Consider the following 14,062-nt stretch of genomic DNA (forward strand, 5'->3'; position numbering starts at 1 on the left):
ATGAACCCGACTCTCTCCCCTACCCTGCACCATCCCGGGCACGAGGCGGCCCACGACGCGGCGCACCACCATCACGAAGCCGGCTCGCACACCCCGCTGGGGTTCTGGCTCTACCTGATGAGCGACTGCCTGATCTTCGCGGTGTTGTTCGCCACCTTCGGCGTGCTGTCCGGAAACACCGCCGGCGGCCCCGGCGGGCGGCAACTGTTCGAGCTGCCGTTCGTGTTCGCCGAAACCATGGTGCTGCTGCTGAGCAGCTATACCTTCGGCCTGGCCATGCTCAGGCAGGGCGCCGACGACGCGCCGCGGATGATCCGCTGGCTGGCGGTGACGTTCGCGCTCGGCGCACTGTTCATCGCCATGGAGGTCTATGAGTTCGCGCACCTGCTGCACCAGGGCGCGGGTCCCGGTGTCAGCGCCTACCTGTCGGCCTTCTTCACGCTGGTCGGCACGCACGGGCTGCATGTCACGTCTGGCCTGCTGTGGCTTGCGGTGATGATCCACCAGGTCAGGCATTTCGGGCTGGACGATATCGTGCGCCGCCGCCTGGCCTGCCTGAGCCTGTTCTGGCACTTCCTGGACCTGGTCTGGATCTGCGTCTTCACCTTTGTCTACCTGCGGGAGTTCGCATGAAGCCGTCCCATCTGCATTCCGTCCATGCGGACGAGCCAGCCGTGCATGGCAGCGTGCGCGGCTACACCGTCGGCCTGCTGCTGTCGGTCGCGCTCACCATTGCGTCCTTTGCGGCGGTGATGACCGGATCGCTGCAGACGCATGCCGCGATCGCGCTGGTGGTCGGCCTTTGCGTCGCGCAACTGCTGGTGCAGCTCGTCTACTTCCTGCACCTCGGCACCGGTCCTGGCCAGCGTGGCAACACCGCCATCTTTGCCTGTACCGGTTTCCTGATCGTCATCGTCGTGGCCGGCTCGCTGTGGGTGATGCACAACGCCGATATCAACATGATGCCGACCGACATGTCCATCGAACGGGCCCGTGCCAAAGACTAGCGCGCTTGCGCAAGGAGCTTTCCACCATGTATGTCTATGACGCCATTGACCAGCAACTGGTCGACGAACGGGTCGTACAGTTCGCCGACCAGACCCGCCGCTTCCTGCGCGGCGAACTGACCGAGGACGAGTTCCGCGTGCTGCGGCTGCAGAACGGCCTCTATATCCAGCGCCATGCGCCCATGCTGCGCGTGGCGATTCCATACGGCATGCTGGCGTCGCGGCAGTTGCGCAAGCTCGCGGAGATCGCTCGGCGCTGGGATCGCGGCTATGGGCATTTCAGCACGCGCCAGAACCTGCAGTTCAACTGGCCGAAACTCGAGGATGCTCCCGCCATTCTCGCGGAGCTGGCCACGGTGCAGATGCACGCGATCCAGACCAGCGGCAACTGCATCCGCAATACCACCACCGATCACTTTGCCGGCATCGCGCCCGATGAACTGGTGAACCCGCTGGTGTGGTGCGAGATCGTGCGGCAATGGTCGATGCTGCATCCCGAGTTCGCCTTCCTGCCGCGCAAGTTCAAGATCGCCATCAGCGGCGCGCAGACCGACCGGGCGGCGGTCGGCGTCCATGACATCGGACTGCAGGCCGTGGCGCAGGACGGGCAGACCGGCTTCAAGGTCTGGGTCGGTGGCGGCATGGGCCGCACGCCGATGGTCGGCAAGCTGATCAACCCCTTCGTGCCGTGGCAGGACCTGCTGACCTACCTGCAGGCCACGCTGCGCGTCTACAACCTGCACGGCCGCCGCGACAACAAGTACAAGGCGCGCATCAAGATCCTGGTGAAGGACCTGACTCCGGAGGTTTTCCGGGCGCAGGTCGACGAGCAGTGGCAACGCATCCGCGGGGGCCCGGACACCGTGTCCGAAGCCTTCGTCGCGTCCATCGCCGCGCGCTTCACGTTGCCGCCGTATGACCCCGCTGCCGCGGACGAGCCGGACGAGTCAGCCGAACTGGCAAAGACTGACCGCGCCTTCCGCCTCTGGCTGAAGAGCAACGTGCATCGGCACCGGGTACCTGGCTACGCGGCCGTCACGGCATCACTGAAAGCCACGGGGCAGGCGCCCGGTGACATCACCGCCGACCAGATGGAAATCATGGCCGATCTCGCCGAGCGTCACGGCTCTGGCGAGCTGCGCGTGTCGCACGAGCAGAACCTGATCCTTGCCGACGTCCGCCGCAGCCGCCTGCACGCCTTGTGGCGGGAGCTGGATGCCGCCGGGCTGGCCACGCCGAACGTGGGCCTGATCACCAACATCATCGCCTGCCCCGGCGGCGACTTCTGCTCGCTGGCCAATGCCGTCTCGATTCCGCTGGCCCAGGCCATCCAGGAGCGCTTCGAAGATCTCGATCACGTGCACGACATCGGCGAGCTGGACCTGAACATCTCGGGCTGCATCAACTCCTGCGGACACCATCATGTCGGCCATATCGGCATCCTCGGCGTCGACAAGGCCGGCGAAGCCTGGTACCAGATCACCATCGGCGGGCGCCAGAACGGCGCCGACGACCCGGGCCGCACGGATGGCGTGGCGGCCGGCGGCGCGGCCATCGGGCGCATCATCGGGCCCTCCTTCGCCCAGGAGCAGGTTCCTGATGTGGTCGAGCGGCTGATCGAGACCTACCTGGCGCACCGCGACAGCGAAGCCGAGCGCTTTGTCGACGTGGTGGGCCGCATCGGTCTCGAGCCCTTCCAGCGGGCCGTATACCCGGACGCCGGCAACGGCACGCGGCGCCCGCGCCAGGAGGCGGCGAATGTCTGAGCATGACCAACCCATCGGCAAGGTCCGGCCCAACGTGATCCGGGACGGACGCCTGACCACGGATGACTGGCGCGCGCACCTTGGCGATGCCTGCCCCCCTGACGAGCCCGGCTACCTTGTGACGCTGGAGAACTGGATCGCTTGCCGCCACCTGTACCGGGTGCGCCGGCATCCGGTCGCGGTATACCTGTCGCCGGATGCCGAGCCCGAGCACTTGCTGGAACCCGGCGCCACCATCATCGACCCGACCGGCATCGCGATGATCGCGATCGACTTCCCGGTCTACACGGACGGCCGTGGCTATTCGATTGCGCAGCTGCTGCGACGCCAGCTCGGCTGGACCGGCGAGCTGCGCGCCGTGGGCGACGTGATGATCGATACCGTGCACTACCTCGCGCGCTGCGGCTTCAACAGCTTCGCGGTCAAACCGGGGCACGATCCGGAAGCGGCGTTGCGCGCCCTGACGACGTTCTCTGCGTCGTACCAGCGCGCGTACGACGCGGTGCGTCCATAGTTCACGATACGGACGCGTCCGGGCCGGATGTCCATGCGGCCCGTCGCCCGTCGTCGCGAAGCGCCCTCAACTCACCACAAGCCGCGGATCCAGCTGCGCCACAGCAAATTCGCGCGTATGGGTAACAAAGGACTTCAGCAGGATCGAAGGGACCCGCTGCGCCGAGAACAGGACTGAAAAGTCCGTCGTCAGCAGCGGTTCAAACATGCGGAAGCAGACGCCCTTGCCCTGATAGTCCAGCGCCGTAATCGGATCGATCAGCGCCACCCCTAGCCCCGCCTCCACAAACGCGCAGATGCTCCACGACACCTGCGTCTCCACCTGCAGCTTGCGCTCGATCCCGTAGGACGCAAACAGCGCGTCGATCTGCAGGCGCGAATCCAGCACCCGCGGGTGCGACACAAAGCTCTCGCCCGCCAGGTCGTGCGGCGTGATCACCTCCTGGCTGGATAACCGATGCCCCACCGGCAATGCGCAGACCATCCGCGTGGTGATCAGCCGCTCCCCGTGGGTACTGGGGTGGTTCATCGACAGGATGGCGAAGCCCACGTCGCAACGCTGCTCCGACACCATGTTCACCACCGTGCGCGACGAATGCGCGAGCAAGGTGATCTGCGTCTGCGTGTGTTGCTGCATGAATGCCGCGATGGCCCGCGGCAGGAACGACAGGGCCAGCGCCGGCGCTGCCGCGATCTGCAATGACCCGCGCCGCATGTCGCGGATCTCCAGCGCGGTCTGGGCGATGCGGTCGATGCCGACCAGCGAGCGCTGCACTTCCTCGAATAGCGCCTGCGCCTCGGCCGTCGGGTGGAGCCGGCCGCGCATCCGCTCGAACAGGGTAAACCCCACACCCTCTTCCAGATCGGCGATCAGCCGTGTCGTGGCCGGCTGCGAGATATGCAGCATCTCGGCGGCGCGCGTGACCGTCTGGCAAAGCATCACGGCCCGGAAGGCTTCGAGCTGGCGGATCTTCATGCGGCAATTCTATAGCACGATGTTATGGACGTCGAAAAAAAAAGAATTTTCCACTGCCAATGCATCGCCCTACTCTATGCCGAGGCCGCATTTCTTCAGTCATTTTTCGTTGCGGTGCAACCATAACCCGTATGCATGGATTTTGTGATCGTTTGCATTTAGATGGTGCACAGGAGGAGGAGGAAAAACATGAAGCAACAAATTCTGGCAGCAGCCCTTGTCACGTTGTGCGGCACGTCCGCCGCACTGGCCCAGCAGCCCACGCTGTATGTCGGCTCTTACGGCGGCTCGACCGAGAAGGTGTTCAAGGAGAAAATCCTTCCGCCCTTCGAGGCGAAGCACAAGGTCAAGGTGGTATATGTGCCCGGCAATTCCACCGACACGCTGGCGAAGCTGCAGGCGCAGAAGGCCAGGCAGGAACTCGACGTGGTGCTGCTTGACGATGGCCCGATGTACCAGGCCATGCAGTTCGGCTTCTGCGACACCATCAAGGACGCGGCGGTCTACAAGGACCTGTACCCGCTGGCGAAGATGGGCGACAAGGCCACGGGCATCGGCGTGGTGGCAACCGGCCTCGCCTACAACGCCGAAGCCTTCAGGAAGGCCGGGCTGCCGAAGCCGGATTCCTGGGAAGTGCTGACCGACAAGAAGTACCGCCAGAAGATCGCGATCCCGCCCATCAGCAATACCTACGGCCTGCAGACGCTGATGCTGTTCGCCAAGATGCGCAAGGGCAGCGACCAGAACATCGATCCCGGCTTCACGGCGCTGACCAGGGAGGTCGGACCCAATGTGCTGGCATGGGAGCCGTCGCCGGGCAAGATGACGGAGCTGTTCCAGAACGGCGATATCACCCTGGCGGTCTGGGGTAGCGGCCGCGTGCAGAGCCTGAAGGACACGGGGTTCCCGGTCGAGTTCGTCTATCCGAAAGAAGGCGCCCCGGCACTGCTGACCGCCGCCTGCCCGGTGGTACAGAGCGACGTGCCCGAGCAATCGCAGGCACTGCTGCAGTACCTGCTGTCGCCCGAGGTGCAGGCCATCCTGGCCGACAGCCAGGGCTGGGGCCCGATCAACGGCAAGGTCAGGCTCGAACCGAAGGTGGCGGCGAAGGTCCCGTATGGCAAGGAGCAGATCGACAAGCTGCTCCCCACCAACTGGACCCTCGTCAACGAGAAGCGCGCCGAGTGGACCAATCGCTGGAACCGCACGGTGGAACGCTAGTACGGCATCCCATCAAGACCGCCCCCCCACACGACAGCCTCCGGATGACCATGAGCTTCCTCACACTGACCGGCCTCGCCAAGGCCTACGGCAGCGCCTTTGCCGTCGAGAACCTCAGTCTCGAAGTCCAGCGCGGAGAATTCCTTTCGCTGCTCGGGCCTTCGGGCTGCGGCAAGACCACCACGCTGCAGATGATCGCGGGATTCATCGAACCGACGCGCGGCCGCGTCGTGCTGGACGGGCGCGACATCACCGCGCTGCGCCCGGAGAAGCGCGGCATGGGCGTGGTGTTCCAGAGCTATGCGCTGTTTCCCCATATGACGGTGGCAGCGAACATCGGCTTCGGGCTGGAAATGCGCGGCGTGGCAGCGGCCGAGCGCTCGCGTCGCATCGACGAGGCGCTGGAGCTCGTGCGCCTTGGTGGTCTGGGCAAGCGTTATCCGAAGGAACTGTCCGGCGGCCAGCGCCAGCGCGTGGCGATCGCCCGCGCGCTGGCCATCCGGCCGGAAGTGCTGCTGCTCGATGAACCGATGTCCAACCTCGATGCCAAGCTGCGAGAGGACATGCATATCGAGCTGCGCGCAATCCAGCGGCATCTCGGCATCACCACGATCCTGGTAACGCACGACCAGGTCGAGGCCATGACCATGAGCGACCGCATTGCAGTGATGCATGGCGGCCGCATCGTGCAACTGGCCACGCCCTTCGAAGCGTACGAGCGACCGCAATCGGCGTTTGCTTCCGGCTTCCTCGGCAAGACCAACAGCATCCGGGGCGTGGTCGAGAACACCAATCCACGTTGTTGCGAGATACGCCTGGGCGAGACCCTGGCGCACGTACCGCACGAGGGCCGCGAGGTCGGGCGCGACGTCCATGTCTACGTCCGTCCAGAGAAGATCCGCCTGGGCCAGGCCGGCGACGGCGGCATTCCCGCCACGGTACAGACGCGCCTGTTCCTCGGCAATCACTGGATGCTGGAAGTGGACAGCGCGCTGGGCCCCCTGCGCGTGAGCCAGCCCAACCTCGGCGTGGCGCCGCCGGCGGAAGGCGCGGCGGTAAGCGTGCTGTGGTCCGATCACGACCTGCGCGTGCTGGCAACGGAGTCGCACCATGGCTGATACCGCCACGCCGAACCTGCCCGGCGGCAATATCGCCGCCCCTTCCTCCACATCGACCAACAACCGCAGGCCGCTCGCCAATGCCGCGCCGTGGCTGCTGTCGGCCCCGGCCCTGCTGCTGTTCTGTGGCTTGCTGCTGATCCCGCTGGCGCTGACGGCGTTGCTGTCCTTGCACGCCTTCGACGGCACGCGCGGCGTGCTGCCGGAGATGACGGCGGCCAACTACCTGGAGATCCTGGGCGACAGCTATTACCACGAGATCTTCCTGCGCACGGCGGGCATGGCGCTGGCGGTCACGTTGCTGTCGATCCTGTTCGGCGTGCCGGAGACGATCATCCTGTCGCGCATGGGCAGCCCCTGGCGCGGCCTGTTCCTGATCGTGATTCTCGGGCCGCTGCTGATCTCGGTGGTGGTGCGCACGCTGGGCTGGGCCATCCTGATGGGCAACAACGGGCTGATCAACGAGGCGCTGCAATGGCTGGGCATCGTGGACGGACCCGTGAAGCTGGTCTTCACGCAGACCGGCGTGATCGTCGCGCTGACGCACGTGATGATGCCCTTCATGGTGATCTCGGTCTGGGCCTCGCTGCAGAAGCTCGATCCCCAGGTCGAGCAGGCCGGCCAGGCCTTTGGCGCCTCGCCCTTCACCGTGTTCCGCCGCGTGGTGCTGCCGCAGATCATGCCGGGCATCCTGTCGGGCAGCATCATCGTCTTCGCGCTCTCGGCATCGGCCTTCGCCACGCCGGCGATCCTGGGCGGGCGCCGCCTCAAGGTGGTGGCCACGGCCGCCTACGACGAGTTCCTGAATACGTTGAACTGGCCGCTGGGCGCCTCGATCGCCGTGCTGCTGCTGATGGCCAACGTGGTCGTGATCGTCGGCTGCAACCGGCTGGTGGAGCGTCGCTTCCGCCAGGTATTCGAAGGGTAAGGAGTCGCAAGCATGCGCAAGAATGGACTGGTCTCGCTGCTGTACCACAGCCTCTTCATCGCTTTCATGGTCGCGCCGCTGCTGGTGGTGGTCGCGGTGTCCTTCACCGGCAAGGGCTATATCTCGATGCCGACCGACGGCCTATCGCTGCGCTGGTTCCGCGCCATCGGGGATGCGCGCGAGATCGTCGATGCGTTCCGGCTGTCGCTGATGCTCGGCCTGGTCAGCGCCACCATCGCCGTGGCGCTGGCCGTGCCGGCGGCGCTGGCACTGGTGCGCCACCGCTTTCCCGGCCGGGGTGCGCTGATGGGGTTCTTCCTGTCGCCGCTGATGATTCCGCACGTCGTGCTCGGGGTGGCGTTCCTGCGGTTCTTCACCACGCTGGGCGTGACCGGATCGTTCTTCTGGCTTGCGCTGACGCATGTGGTGGTGGTGATGCCCTACGCCTTGCGGCTGGTCCTGGCGGCTGCCACCGGGCTGGATCGCGATGCCGAACGGGCCGCGCTGTCGCTGGGCGCGACCCGCTTCACCGCGTTCCGCCGCGTGGTGCTGCCGCTGATCCTGCCCGGCGTTGCCGGTGGCTGGATGCTCGCCTTTATCCAGAGCTTCGACGAACTGACCATGACGGTGTTCGTGGCCACGCCCGGCACCACTACGTTGCCCGTGGCGATGTACAACCAGATCGCCCAGACCATCGACCCGCTGGTGGTCTCGGTTTCCACCGTGCTGATCGTGGGCACGCTGGTGCTGATGGTGCTGCTTGACCGCATCGTGGGCCTTGACCGCGTGCTGATCGGCCGCCATTGAGCGCCGTTCCCGAAACTTCCATTGACATGACGACAAGCGATCTGATCGTGATCGGCGGCGGCCTGGTAGGCACCGCCATCGCCTATGGCGCGGCACGCCAGGGCGCGCGCGTAACCATGCTCGACGAGGGCGACGATGCCTTCCGTGCCTCGCGCGGGAACTTCGGCCTGGTCTGGGTGCAGGGCAAAGGCTTCGGCATGGCGCCCTATGCACGCTGGACCATGGGCTCGGCCCGGCTCTGGCCGCAACTGCGCGATGCCTTGCGCGATGAAACCGATATCGATGTGCAGCTCAGGCAGCCAGGCGGATTTCATCTGTGTTTCTCCGGGCAGGAGATGGCGGCACGCCAGCAGCGCCTGCAGAGCATTCAGGACGATCTGGGCGGCGACTATCCGTTCGAGATGCTCGACCATCATGCGGTCGCACAACGACTGCCCGGTGTGGGCCCCGCTGTCATCGGTGCCAGCTACACGCCGATGGACGGGCACACTAATCCGCTGAAGCTTCTGCGCGCCCTGCACAGCGCCTGCCAGCGCCGCGGTGTGCACATCCTTGGCCGGCACGGCGCGCAGCGAATCACGCCCGAAGCGGGCGGCTTTACGGTCCATTCCGGCAATACCCGTTTTGCGGCACCGCGCATCGTGCTCGCCGCCGGCCTTGGCAATCGCCTTCTGGCGGAACAAGTCGGCCTGCATGCACCGGTGGCACCGAACCGCGGGCAGGTCCTCATCGGCGAACGCGTCGCGCATTGGCTCGACTTCCCGACGACCTACGTCCGCCAGACCGACGAAGGCACGATCCAGCTCGGCGACTCGATGGAGGACGTCGGCCTTGACGACGGCACCACCGTCGACGTGCTCGCCAGCATCGCGCAACGCGGCGTGCGCAGCTTCCCGGCCCTGGCCGGGCTCAAGCTGGTACGCGCGTGGGGCGCGTTGCGCGTGATGAGCCCGGACGGCTTTCCGATCTACCAGGAAAGCGCCAGCCATCCGGGCGCTTTCGTCACGACCTGCCACAGCGGCGTCACGCTGGCGGCCGCGCACGCCTTCCTGGTCGCCCCGTGGGTGGCCGGCGGCTCGCAGCCACCGGGCATCGACGTCTTTGCGGGCGACCGCTTCCTGAATGCCAACCAGCCTTTCCATCATGCCCACTGAGCGCTTGTTCCAACGGATCGCCCCGCCTGCAGGCAGTGCCGGCGCGGCCACCGTCACCATCGAATTCAACGGCGACCCGCGCCAGGTGCCGGCACAGTGCAGCGTCGCCGCGGCACTGCTGGCCAGCGGCGTGACGCGCTTCCGCAATTCCCCCGTCAGCGGCGCACCGCGCGCGCCGTACTGCATGATGGGCGTGTGCTTCGAATGCCTGATGGAGATCGACGGCGAGCCCAGCCGGCAGAGCTGCCTGGTCACGGTCCGCGAGGGGATGCGCGTGCGCACCCAGGATGGCGCCCGCACGCTGCCCTTGCCGCCCGTGCAAATCGATCACGCCGAGGAGGTCGAGCATGGCTGACATGGACGTCGATATCGCCATCATCGGCGCGGGCCCGGCCGGCATGGCTGCCGCGGTGGCCGCCGCCGCAAACGGCGCACGCGTGGCGCTGCTCGACGAGCAGGACGCCTGCGGCGGACAGATCTATCGCGCGATCCAGAGCGCCACGCCGGAACGCCTGCGCATTCTCGGCCCCGATTATGCCGCGGGGCGCGCGCTGGCCGACCGGTTCGCCGCCAGTGGCGCGCTGCATATCACCGGTGCGGCGGTCTGGCAGGTCACACGCGAGCACACCGTCCACTACCTGCGCGGGGGCAGCGTCGCCAGCCTGCAGGCAAGGCAGGTCATCCTGTGCACTGGCGCCATGGAACGCCCCTTCCCGATTCCGGGCTGGACCTTGCCCGGCGTACTGACCGCGGGCGCCGCGCAGATCCTGCTCAAGAGCGCTGACGTGGTACCGGCCGAACCCGTGGTGCTGGCCGGCTGCGGGCCGCTGCTCTACCTGCTGGGATGGCAGTACGTCCGCGCCGGGGTGCCGATTCGCGCCATCGTCGATACGACGGATGGCGCGGATCACCAGCGCGCACTCGCGCACCTGGGCGGTGCGCTCGCCGGCTGGCGCTACCTGAAGAAGGGACTGGCGCTGATGCGAACGCTCAAGCGCAGCGGTGTGCCGTTCCACAAGGGCGCCGCCGCGCTGCACGTGGAAGGCGAGACGGCCGTGCAAGCACTGCGCTTCACCAGCGGCGGCAAGGCCCAACGCATCAAGACGTCAGCCGTACTGCTGCACCAGGGCGTCGTGCCGAATACCCAGTTCACCTGGGCCCTGCGCGCGGCGCATCGCTGGGACGACGCCCAGCTTTGCTGGCAACCCGTAGTCGATGAATGGGGCGCGCTGGACATCCCCGGCATCCTGGTGGCTGGCGACGGCGGCGGCATTGGCGGCGCCGTGGCTGCCGCCCTGCAGGGCGAGCTGGCCGGCCTTGCCGCAGCCCACAATGTCGGCAAACTCGACGCGGCGCAACGTGACCGGCTGGCGGCGCCGCTGCGCCCGGCGCTTCGGTCCAACCTCAGGATCCGGCCTTTCCTCGATGCGTTGTACCGCCCCAAGGCGGCAAACCGCGTGCCGGCGGACGATGTGGTCGTCTGCCGCTGCGAGGAAGTGACCGCGGGCGATATCCGCGGCTTTGTGCAGCTCGGCTGCAGCGGCCCCAACCAGACCAAGTCCTTTGGACGATGCGGCATGGGCCCGTGCCAGGGCCGCCAGTGCGGGCTGACCGTGACCGAGATCATCGCCGACGCGCGCAAGGTCTCGCCGCAGGAAGTGGGCTACTACCGCATCCGCCCCCCCATCAAGCCAATCACGCTTGGAGAGCTGGCCCGTGAACCCTGATACCGCAACGGGTGCCGATGTCATTGTCATCGGCGGCGGGCTGCAGGGAACCTCCAGCGCGCTGCATCTGGCACGCCGGGGTCTGCGCGTCACGCTGCTGGAAGCCGAGTATTGCGGCCGGCATGCCTCCGGCGTCAATGCCGGGGGGGTGCGCACGCTGGGCCGGCACGTCGCCGAGATCCCGCTCGCGTTGGCCGCGCGCGAGTTGTGGCACCGGCTCGCCGAACTGACCGGAGACGACGCGGACTTCGTGCCGAGCGGACAGCTGAAAGTGGCGGAAACCGACGCGGAACTCGATGTCCTGCGCCAACGCGTGGCGGAACTCGAGGCCCTCGGCTTCACCCACGAGACCATCGTTGACGGGCACACCGTGCGCGAACTCGTACCCGCCATCGCGCCGCATGTGACGGGCGCTATCTGGGTGCGGGACGATGGCCACGCGTTGCCCTATCGTGCCGTCACCGCCTTCCGCAGGGCCGCCGAGCGCGCGGGCGTGAGCGTGCATGAAGCCACGCCGGCACAGCGCGTGGCGTACATGGGCAACCAATGGCAGGTGAACACGCCGCGCGGCGTATTCCGCGCAGGCCAGCTGGTCAACACAGCCGGCGCCTGGGCAGGCGAGTTCGCGGCGCAGATCGGCGAACCGGTGCCCGTCGAGGCGGGCGGACTGATGCTGATGATCACCCATCGTGTCGCGCCGTTCGTCAAACCCGTGCTTGGCGCGACCGGACGTGCCCTTTCATTCAAGCAGTTTGCCAACGGCACGGTACTGATCGGCGGCGGCCTGCGCTGCCCGGCGGACATCGAGGCGCGTCACGGCGAAGTCGACATGCTCAAACTCGGCACCAGCGCGCAGACCGTGACCGCCCTCTTCCCGCATCTCGGCCCGCTCGGCATCAATCGCGCGTGGGCCGGCGTGGAGGCCTTCATGCCCGACCAGATCCCGGTCATCGGTCCCAGCCGCACGGCGCCGGGCGTGGTGCATGCGTTCGGGTTTTCCGCACATGGCTTCGAGCTGGGGCCAATCGTCGGGCAGATCGTCGCCGAGCTGGTCACCAAAGGACGTAGTACATTGCCGATCGACGCCTTTGCCGTCGACCGCTTCAGCAAACCCCGCGCCGCCGTTGCAGGCGCGTTGCGGGACTAGCCATCTTTCTTGTTCAACCCTGAGCCTTGAGGAAATACACAATGAGCGAAATCCAGCGCTTCGATTCCAGCAAACGCCTGTCCCGCATCGTCGTGCACAACGGCGTGGTCTACGTAGCCGGCGTCACCGCAAGCGACACCTCCGGCGATATCGGCGCGCAAACCCGCGACGTGCTTGCCAAGATCGAGGGCTATCTCTCCAGCGTCGGCAGCGACAAGACCAGGCTGCTGTCCGCGCAGATCTGGCTCAAGGACATCGACAGCGATTTCGCCGGCATGAACGCAGCCTGGGAAGCGTGGATCCCGGAAGATGCCGTGCCGACCCGCGCCACCTGCGAAGCGAAGCTGGCCCGGCCGGAATTGCTGGTCGAGATTATCGTGACTGCGGCGGTCTGATGACCATCCGAAATCGATAGCCAGTGAAGCGGCCTGTCCCGTGCGTTGAGAGAACGGACAGCGCCGCCTTCAGTTCGTCGCCTCGGCGGCTTTTGCGCGCTCCTCCGCCGCTTCTTGCCGGCGCGAGCCGAAACGCCGTGCGTACTGCCAGGTAAATTCCGCGCCCAGCAGGAATATCTGCGCGGAGTAGTACACCCACAGCAGCACCACCACCAGTGATCCAGCTGCCCCATACCCGTTGGCCACGCCGCTCTTGCCGATATAGAGGCCGATCAGGAACTTCCCGAGCGTGAACAGCAACGCCGTCACCGCTGCCCCCAGCCACACGTCGGGCCATCGCACTTTCACCCGGGGCATGATCTTGTAGATCATCGCGAACACCACCGTGATCAGGACCAGGCTGACGATCATATCGAGCAGGTGCCCGATCAACTCTTCCGCGCCAAACAGCGGCCCCCAAAGCCGGTTAAGCGCCGAGATGGCCGCGCTCAGCACCAGCGACACCACCAGCAGGAAGCCGATGCCGAGAATCATGCCGAAGGACAGCAACCTCGCGCGCAGCAGCGCCAGGATGCCGGAGATCTTGCGGCGCTCCGGCACGCGCCAGATCCGGTCCAGCGCTGATTGCAGCTCGGCGAATACCGTGGTCGCGCCCACCAGCAGGACAAAGACCCCGAGCACCGCGGTCAGCGTGCTGGCAGCCGGCTCGCTGACCGCCAGCAACATGGTCTCGATGGTCTTGGCCCCATCCGGCCCCAGCAGGCCCTGCAGCTGCGCCACCACCTCGCCGCGCGCGGCTTCGGCCCCGAACACCACGCCGGCCACCGAGATCACGATCAGCAGCAGCGGCGCGATGGAAAAGACTGTGTAATAAGCCAGGGCCGCGCCCATGCTGGGCGCGTAGTCGTCGATCCACGCACTGACCGTATCACGGAGCAGTTCGAAGAGTAGGCGAGGTGAGGACACAATAACGGACAGGGACGGCATCGCTCGGAGGGAATGAGGGACACTGACCCACTGCTGCAATTCTCGTTCCCGCCGGCCTGGCAACGCTGTCATGGCGGGAGTGGCGGCGGCCAGATGTGGCGCCGTGCCGTTTTTCACCGCATTCCGTGCCGGGTTGTTTGCATCCTTTACAACTGGCGCCTTGCACCAGATGGCCAATCTGCAATGGCTACCCAGCCAAACACTGCGGGCGCTAATCAACAACACGCGCGCGTACCTAACCCGCCCCGGTGTCGATGGCAAGTCTCGTAAATCACCGTTGCAAAATCAAACAGAATGTCAGGGGCCTCGGCGCTAA

General features: G+C 66.4%; 15 protein-coding genes. 13 read left to right on the forward strand and 2 right to left on the reverse strand.

Translation table 11 applies throughout. The features are described 5' to 3' along the window. Genes cyoC through ABNX08_RS12595 form a run of 4 tightly spaced genes read left to right on the forward strand, consistent with a single transcriptional unit; the run spans nt 1 to nt 3,287 of the window. Nucleotides 1-633: a cytochrome o ubiquinol oxidase subunit III gene (cyoC, locus tag ABNX08_RS12580; RefSeq protein ID WP_022535582.1), complete on the forward strand. Its 633-nt coding sequence runs from the start codon at nt 1-3 to the stop codon at nt 631-633. Further along, nucleotides 630-1,007 (forward strand): cytochrome o ubiquinol oxidase subunit IV, encoded by a 378-nt coding sequence (gene cyoD / locus ABNX08_RS12585; RefSeq protein WP_022535583.1) that lies wholly within the window; start codon nt 630-632, stop codon nt 1,005-1,007. The genes cyoC and cyoD overlap by 4 nt, the downstream gene beginning before the upstream one ends. A gap of 26 nt (nt 1,008-1,033) precedes the next feature. Then, entirely contained in the window at nt 1,034-2,773 is a 1,740-nt protein-coding gene (locus ABNX08_RS12590; protein ID WP_022535584.1) for a nitrite/sulfite reductase, read from the forward strand. Then, nucleotides 2,766-3,287 (forward strand): DUF934 domain-containing protein, encoded by a 522-nt coding sequence (locus ABNX08_RS12595; protein WP_022535585.1) that lies wholly within the window; start codon nt 2,766-2,768, stop codon nt 3,285-3,287. Before ABNX08_RS12590 ends, ABNX08_RS12595 begins: the two co-directional genes overlap by 8 nt. A gap of 66 nt (nt 3,288-3,353) precedes the next feature. Here ABNX08_RS12595 and ABNX08_RS12600 read toward each other — a convergent pair whose 3' ends face one another. Next, nucleotides 3,354-4,262 (reverse strand): LysR substrate-binding domain-containing protein, encoded by a 909-nt coding sequence (locus ABNX08_RS12600; protein WP_022535586.1) that lies wholly within the window; start codon nt 4,260-4,262, stop codon nt 3,354-3,356. A 189-nt stretch (nt 4,263-4,451) separates the two neighbouring features. Between ABNX08_RS12600 and ABNX08_RS12605 the strand changes: the two genes are divergently transcribed. The 9 genes from ABNX08_RS12605 to ABNX08_RS12645 are packed head-to-tail and all read left to right on the forward strand — an operon-like array spanning nt 4,452 to nt 12,759. Continuing rightward, on the forward strand, nt 4,452-5,483 hold the full coding sequence (locus tag ABNX08_RS12605; RefSeq protein WP_022535587.1) for an ABC transporter substrate-binding protein: 1,032 nt from the start codon (nt 4,452-4,454) through the stop codon (nt 5,481-5,483). Between the two features lie 50 nt (nt 5,484-5,533). Next, nucleotides 5,534-6,601 (forward strand): ABC transporter ATP-binding protein, encoded by a 1,068-nt coding sequence (locus ABNX08_RS12610; RefSeq protein WP_041681505.1) that lies wholly within the window; start codon nt 5,534-5,536, stop codon nt 6,599-6,601. After that, the gene (locus ABNX08_RS12615; protein WP_022535589.1) at nt 6,594-7,529 is read left to right on the forward strand and encodes an ABC transporter permease; all 936 of its coding nucleotides are present in this window, start codon (nt 6,594-6,596) and stop codon (nt 7,527-7,529) included. The genes ABNX08_RS12610 and ABNX08_RS12615 overlap by 8 nt, the downstream gene beginning before the upstream one ends. 12 nt (nt 7,530-7,541) lie before the next feature. After that, the gene (locus ABNX08_RS12620; protein ID WP_022535590.1) at nt 7,542-8,336 is read left to right on the forward strand and encodes an ABC transporter permease; all 795 of its coding nucleotides are present in this window, start codon (nt 7,542-7,544) and stop codon (nt 8,334-8,336) included. A 26-nt stretch (nt 8,337-8,362) separates the two neighbouring features. After that, on the forward strand, nt 8,363-9,490 hold the full coding sequence (locus ABNX08_RS12625; RefSeq protein ID WP_022535591.1) for an FAD-binding oxidoreductase: 1,128 nt from the start codon (nt 8,363-8,365) through the stop codon (nt 9,488-9,490). Beyond that, nucleotides 9,480-9,845 (forward strand): (2Fe-2S)-binding protein, encoded by a 366-nt coding sequence (locus ABNX08_RS12630; protein ID WP_022535592.1) that lies wholly within the window; start codon nt 9,480-9,482, stop codon nt 9,843-9,845. The genes ABNX08_RS12625 and ABNX08_RS12630 overlap by 11 nt, the downstream gene beginning before the upstream one ends. Next, entirely contained in the window at nt 9,838-11,217 is a 1,380-nt protein-coding gene (locus ABNX08_RS12635; RefSeq protein WP_022535593.1) for an NAD(P)/FAD-dependent oxidoreductase, read from the forward strand. Before ABNX08_RS12630 ends, ABNX08_RS12635 begins: the two co-directional genes overlap by 8 nt. Beyond that, nucleotides 11,192-12,364 (forward strand): FAD-dependent oxidoreductase, encoded by a 1,173-nt coding sequence (locus tag ABNX08_RS12640; protein ID WP_349609250.1) that lies wholly within the window; start codon nt 11,192-11,194, stop codon nt 12,362-12,364. The genes ABNX08_RS12635 and ABNX08_RS12640 overlap by 26 nt, the downstream gene beginning before the upstream one ends. A 41-nt stretch (nt 12,365-12,405) precedes the next feature. Further along, on the forward strand, nt 12,406-12,759 hold the full coding sequence (locus ABNX08_RS12645; protein ID WP_022535595.1) for a RidA family protein: 354 nt from the start codon (nt 12,406-12,408) through the stop codon (nt 12,757-12,759). 69 nt (nt 12,760-12,828) lie between these two features. Here ABNX08_RS12645 and ABNX08_RS12650 read toward each other — a convergent pair whose 3' ends face one another. After that, nucleotides 12,829-13,746 (reverse strand): YihY/virulence factor BrkB family protein, encoded by a 918-nt coding sequence (locus ABNX08_RS12650; RefSeq protein ID WP_022535596.1) that lies wholly within the window; start codon nt 13,744-13,746, stop codon nt 12,829-12,831. Between the last annotated feature and the right edge of the window lie 316 nt (nt 13,747-14,062).

This window comes from Cupriavidus sp. DF5525 (assembly GCF_040149425.2).
Taxonomy (GTDB): domain Bacteria; phylum Pseudomonadota; class Gammaproteobacteria; order Burkholderiales; family Burkholderiaceae; genus Cupriavidus; species Cupriavidus pickettii_A.

What these genes read in the sequence shown, in the direction of transcription:
- cyoC (WP_022535582.1), top strand. Translation starts at nt 1, where the DNA reads ATGAACCCGACTCTCTCCCCTACCCTGCACCATCCCGGGCACGAGGCG.
- cyoD (WP_022535583.1), top strand. Translation starts at nt 630, where the DNA reads ATGAAGCCGTCCCATCTGCATTCCGTCCATGCGGACGAGCCAGCCGTG.
- ABNX08_RS12590 (WP_022535584.1), top strand. Translation starts at nt 1,034, where the DNA reads ATGTATGTCTATGACGCCATTGACCAGCAACTGGTCGACGAACGGGTC.
- ABNX08_RS12595 (WP_022535585.1), top strand. Translation starts at nt 2,766, where the DNA reads ATGTCTGAGCATGACCAACCCATCGGCAAGGTCCGGCCCAACGTGATC.
- ABNX08_RS12600 (WP_022535586.1), bottom strand. Translation starts at nt 4,262, where the DNA reads ATGAAGATCCGCCAGCTCGAAGCCTTCCGGGCCGTGATGCTTTGCCAG.
- ABNX08_RS12605 (WP_022535587.1), top strand. Translation starts at nt 4,452, where the DNA reads ATGAAGCAACAAATTCTGGCAGCAGCCCTTGTCACGTTGTGCGGCACG.
- ABNX08_RS12610 (WP_041681505.1), top strand. Translation starts at nt 5,534, where the DNA reads ATGAGCTTCCTCACACTGACCGGCCTCGCCAAGGCCTACGGCAGCGCC.
- ABNX08_RS12615 (WP_022535589.1), top strand. Translation starts at nt 6,594, where the DNA reads ATGGCTGATACCGCCACGCCGAACCTGCCCGGCGGCAATATCGCCGCC.
- ABNX08_RS12620 (WP_022535590.1), top strand. Translation starts at nt 7,542, where the DNA reads ATGCGCAAGAATGGACTGGTCTCGCTGCTGTACCACAGCCTCTTCATC.
- ABNX08_RS12625 (WP_022535591.1), top strand. Translation starts at nt 8,363, where the DNA reads ATGACGACAAGCGATCTGATCGTGATCGGCGGCGGCCTGGTAGGCACC.
- ABNX08_RS12630 (WP_022535592.1), top strand. Translation starts at nt 9,480, where the DNA reads ATGCCCACTGAGCGCTTGTTCCAACGGATCGCCCCGCCTGCAGGCAGT.
- ABNX08_RS12635 (WP_022535593.1), top strand. Translation starts at nt 9,838, where the DNA reads ATGGCTGACATGGACGTCGATATCGCCATCATCGGCGCGGGCCCGGCC.
- ABNX08_RS12645 (WP_022535595.1), top strand. Translation starts at nt 12,406, where the DNA reads ATGAGCGAAATCCAGCGCTTCGATTCCAGCAAACGCCTGTCCCGCATC.
- ABNX08_RS12650 (WP_022535596.1), bottom strand. Translation starts at nt 13,746, where the DNA reads ATGCCGTCCCTGTCCGTTATTGTGTCCTCACCTCGCCTACTCTTCGAA.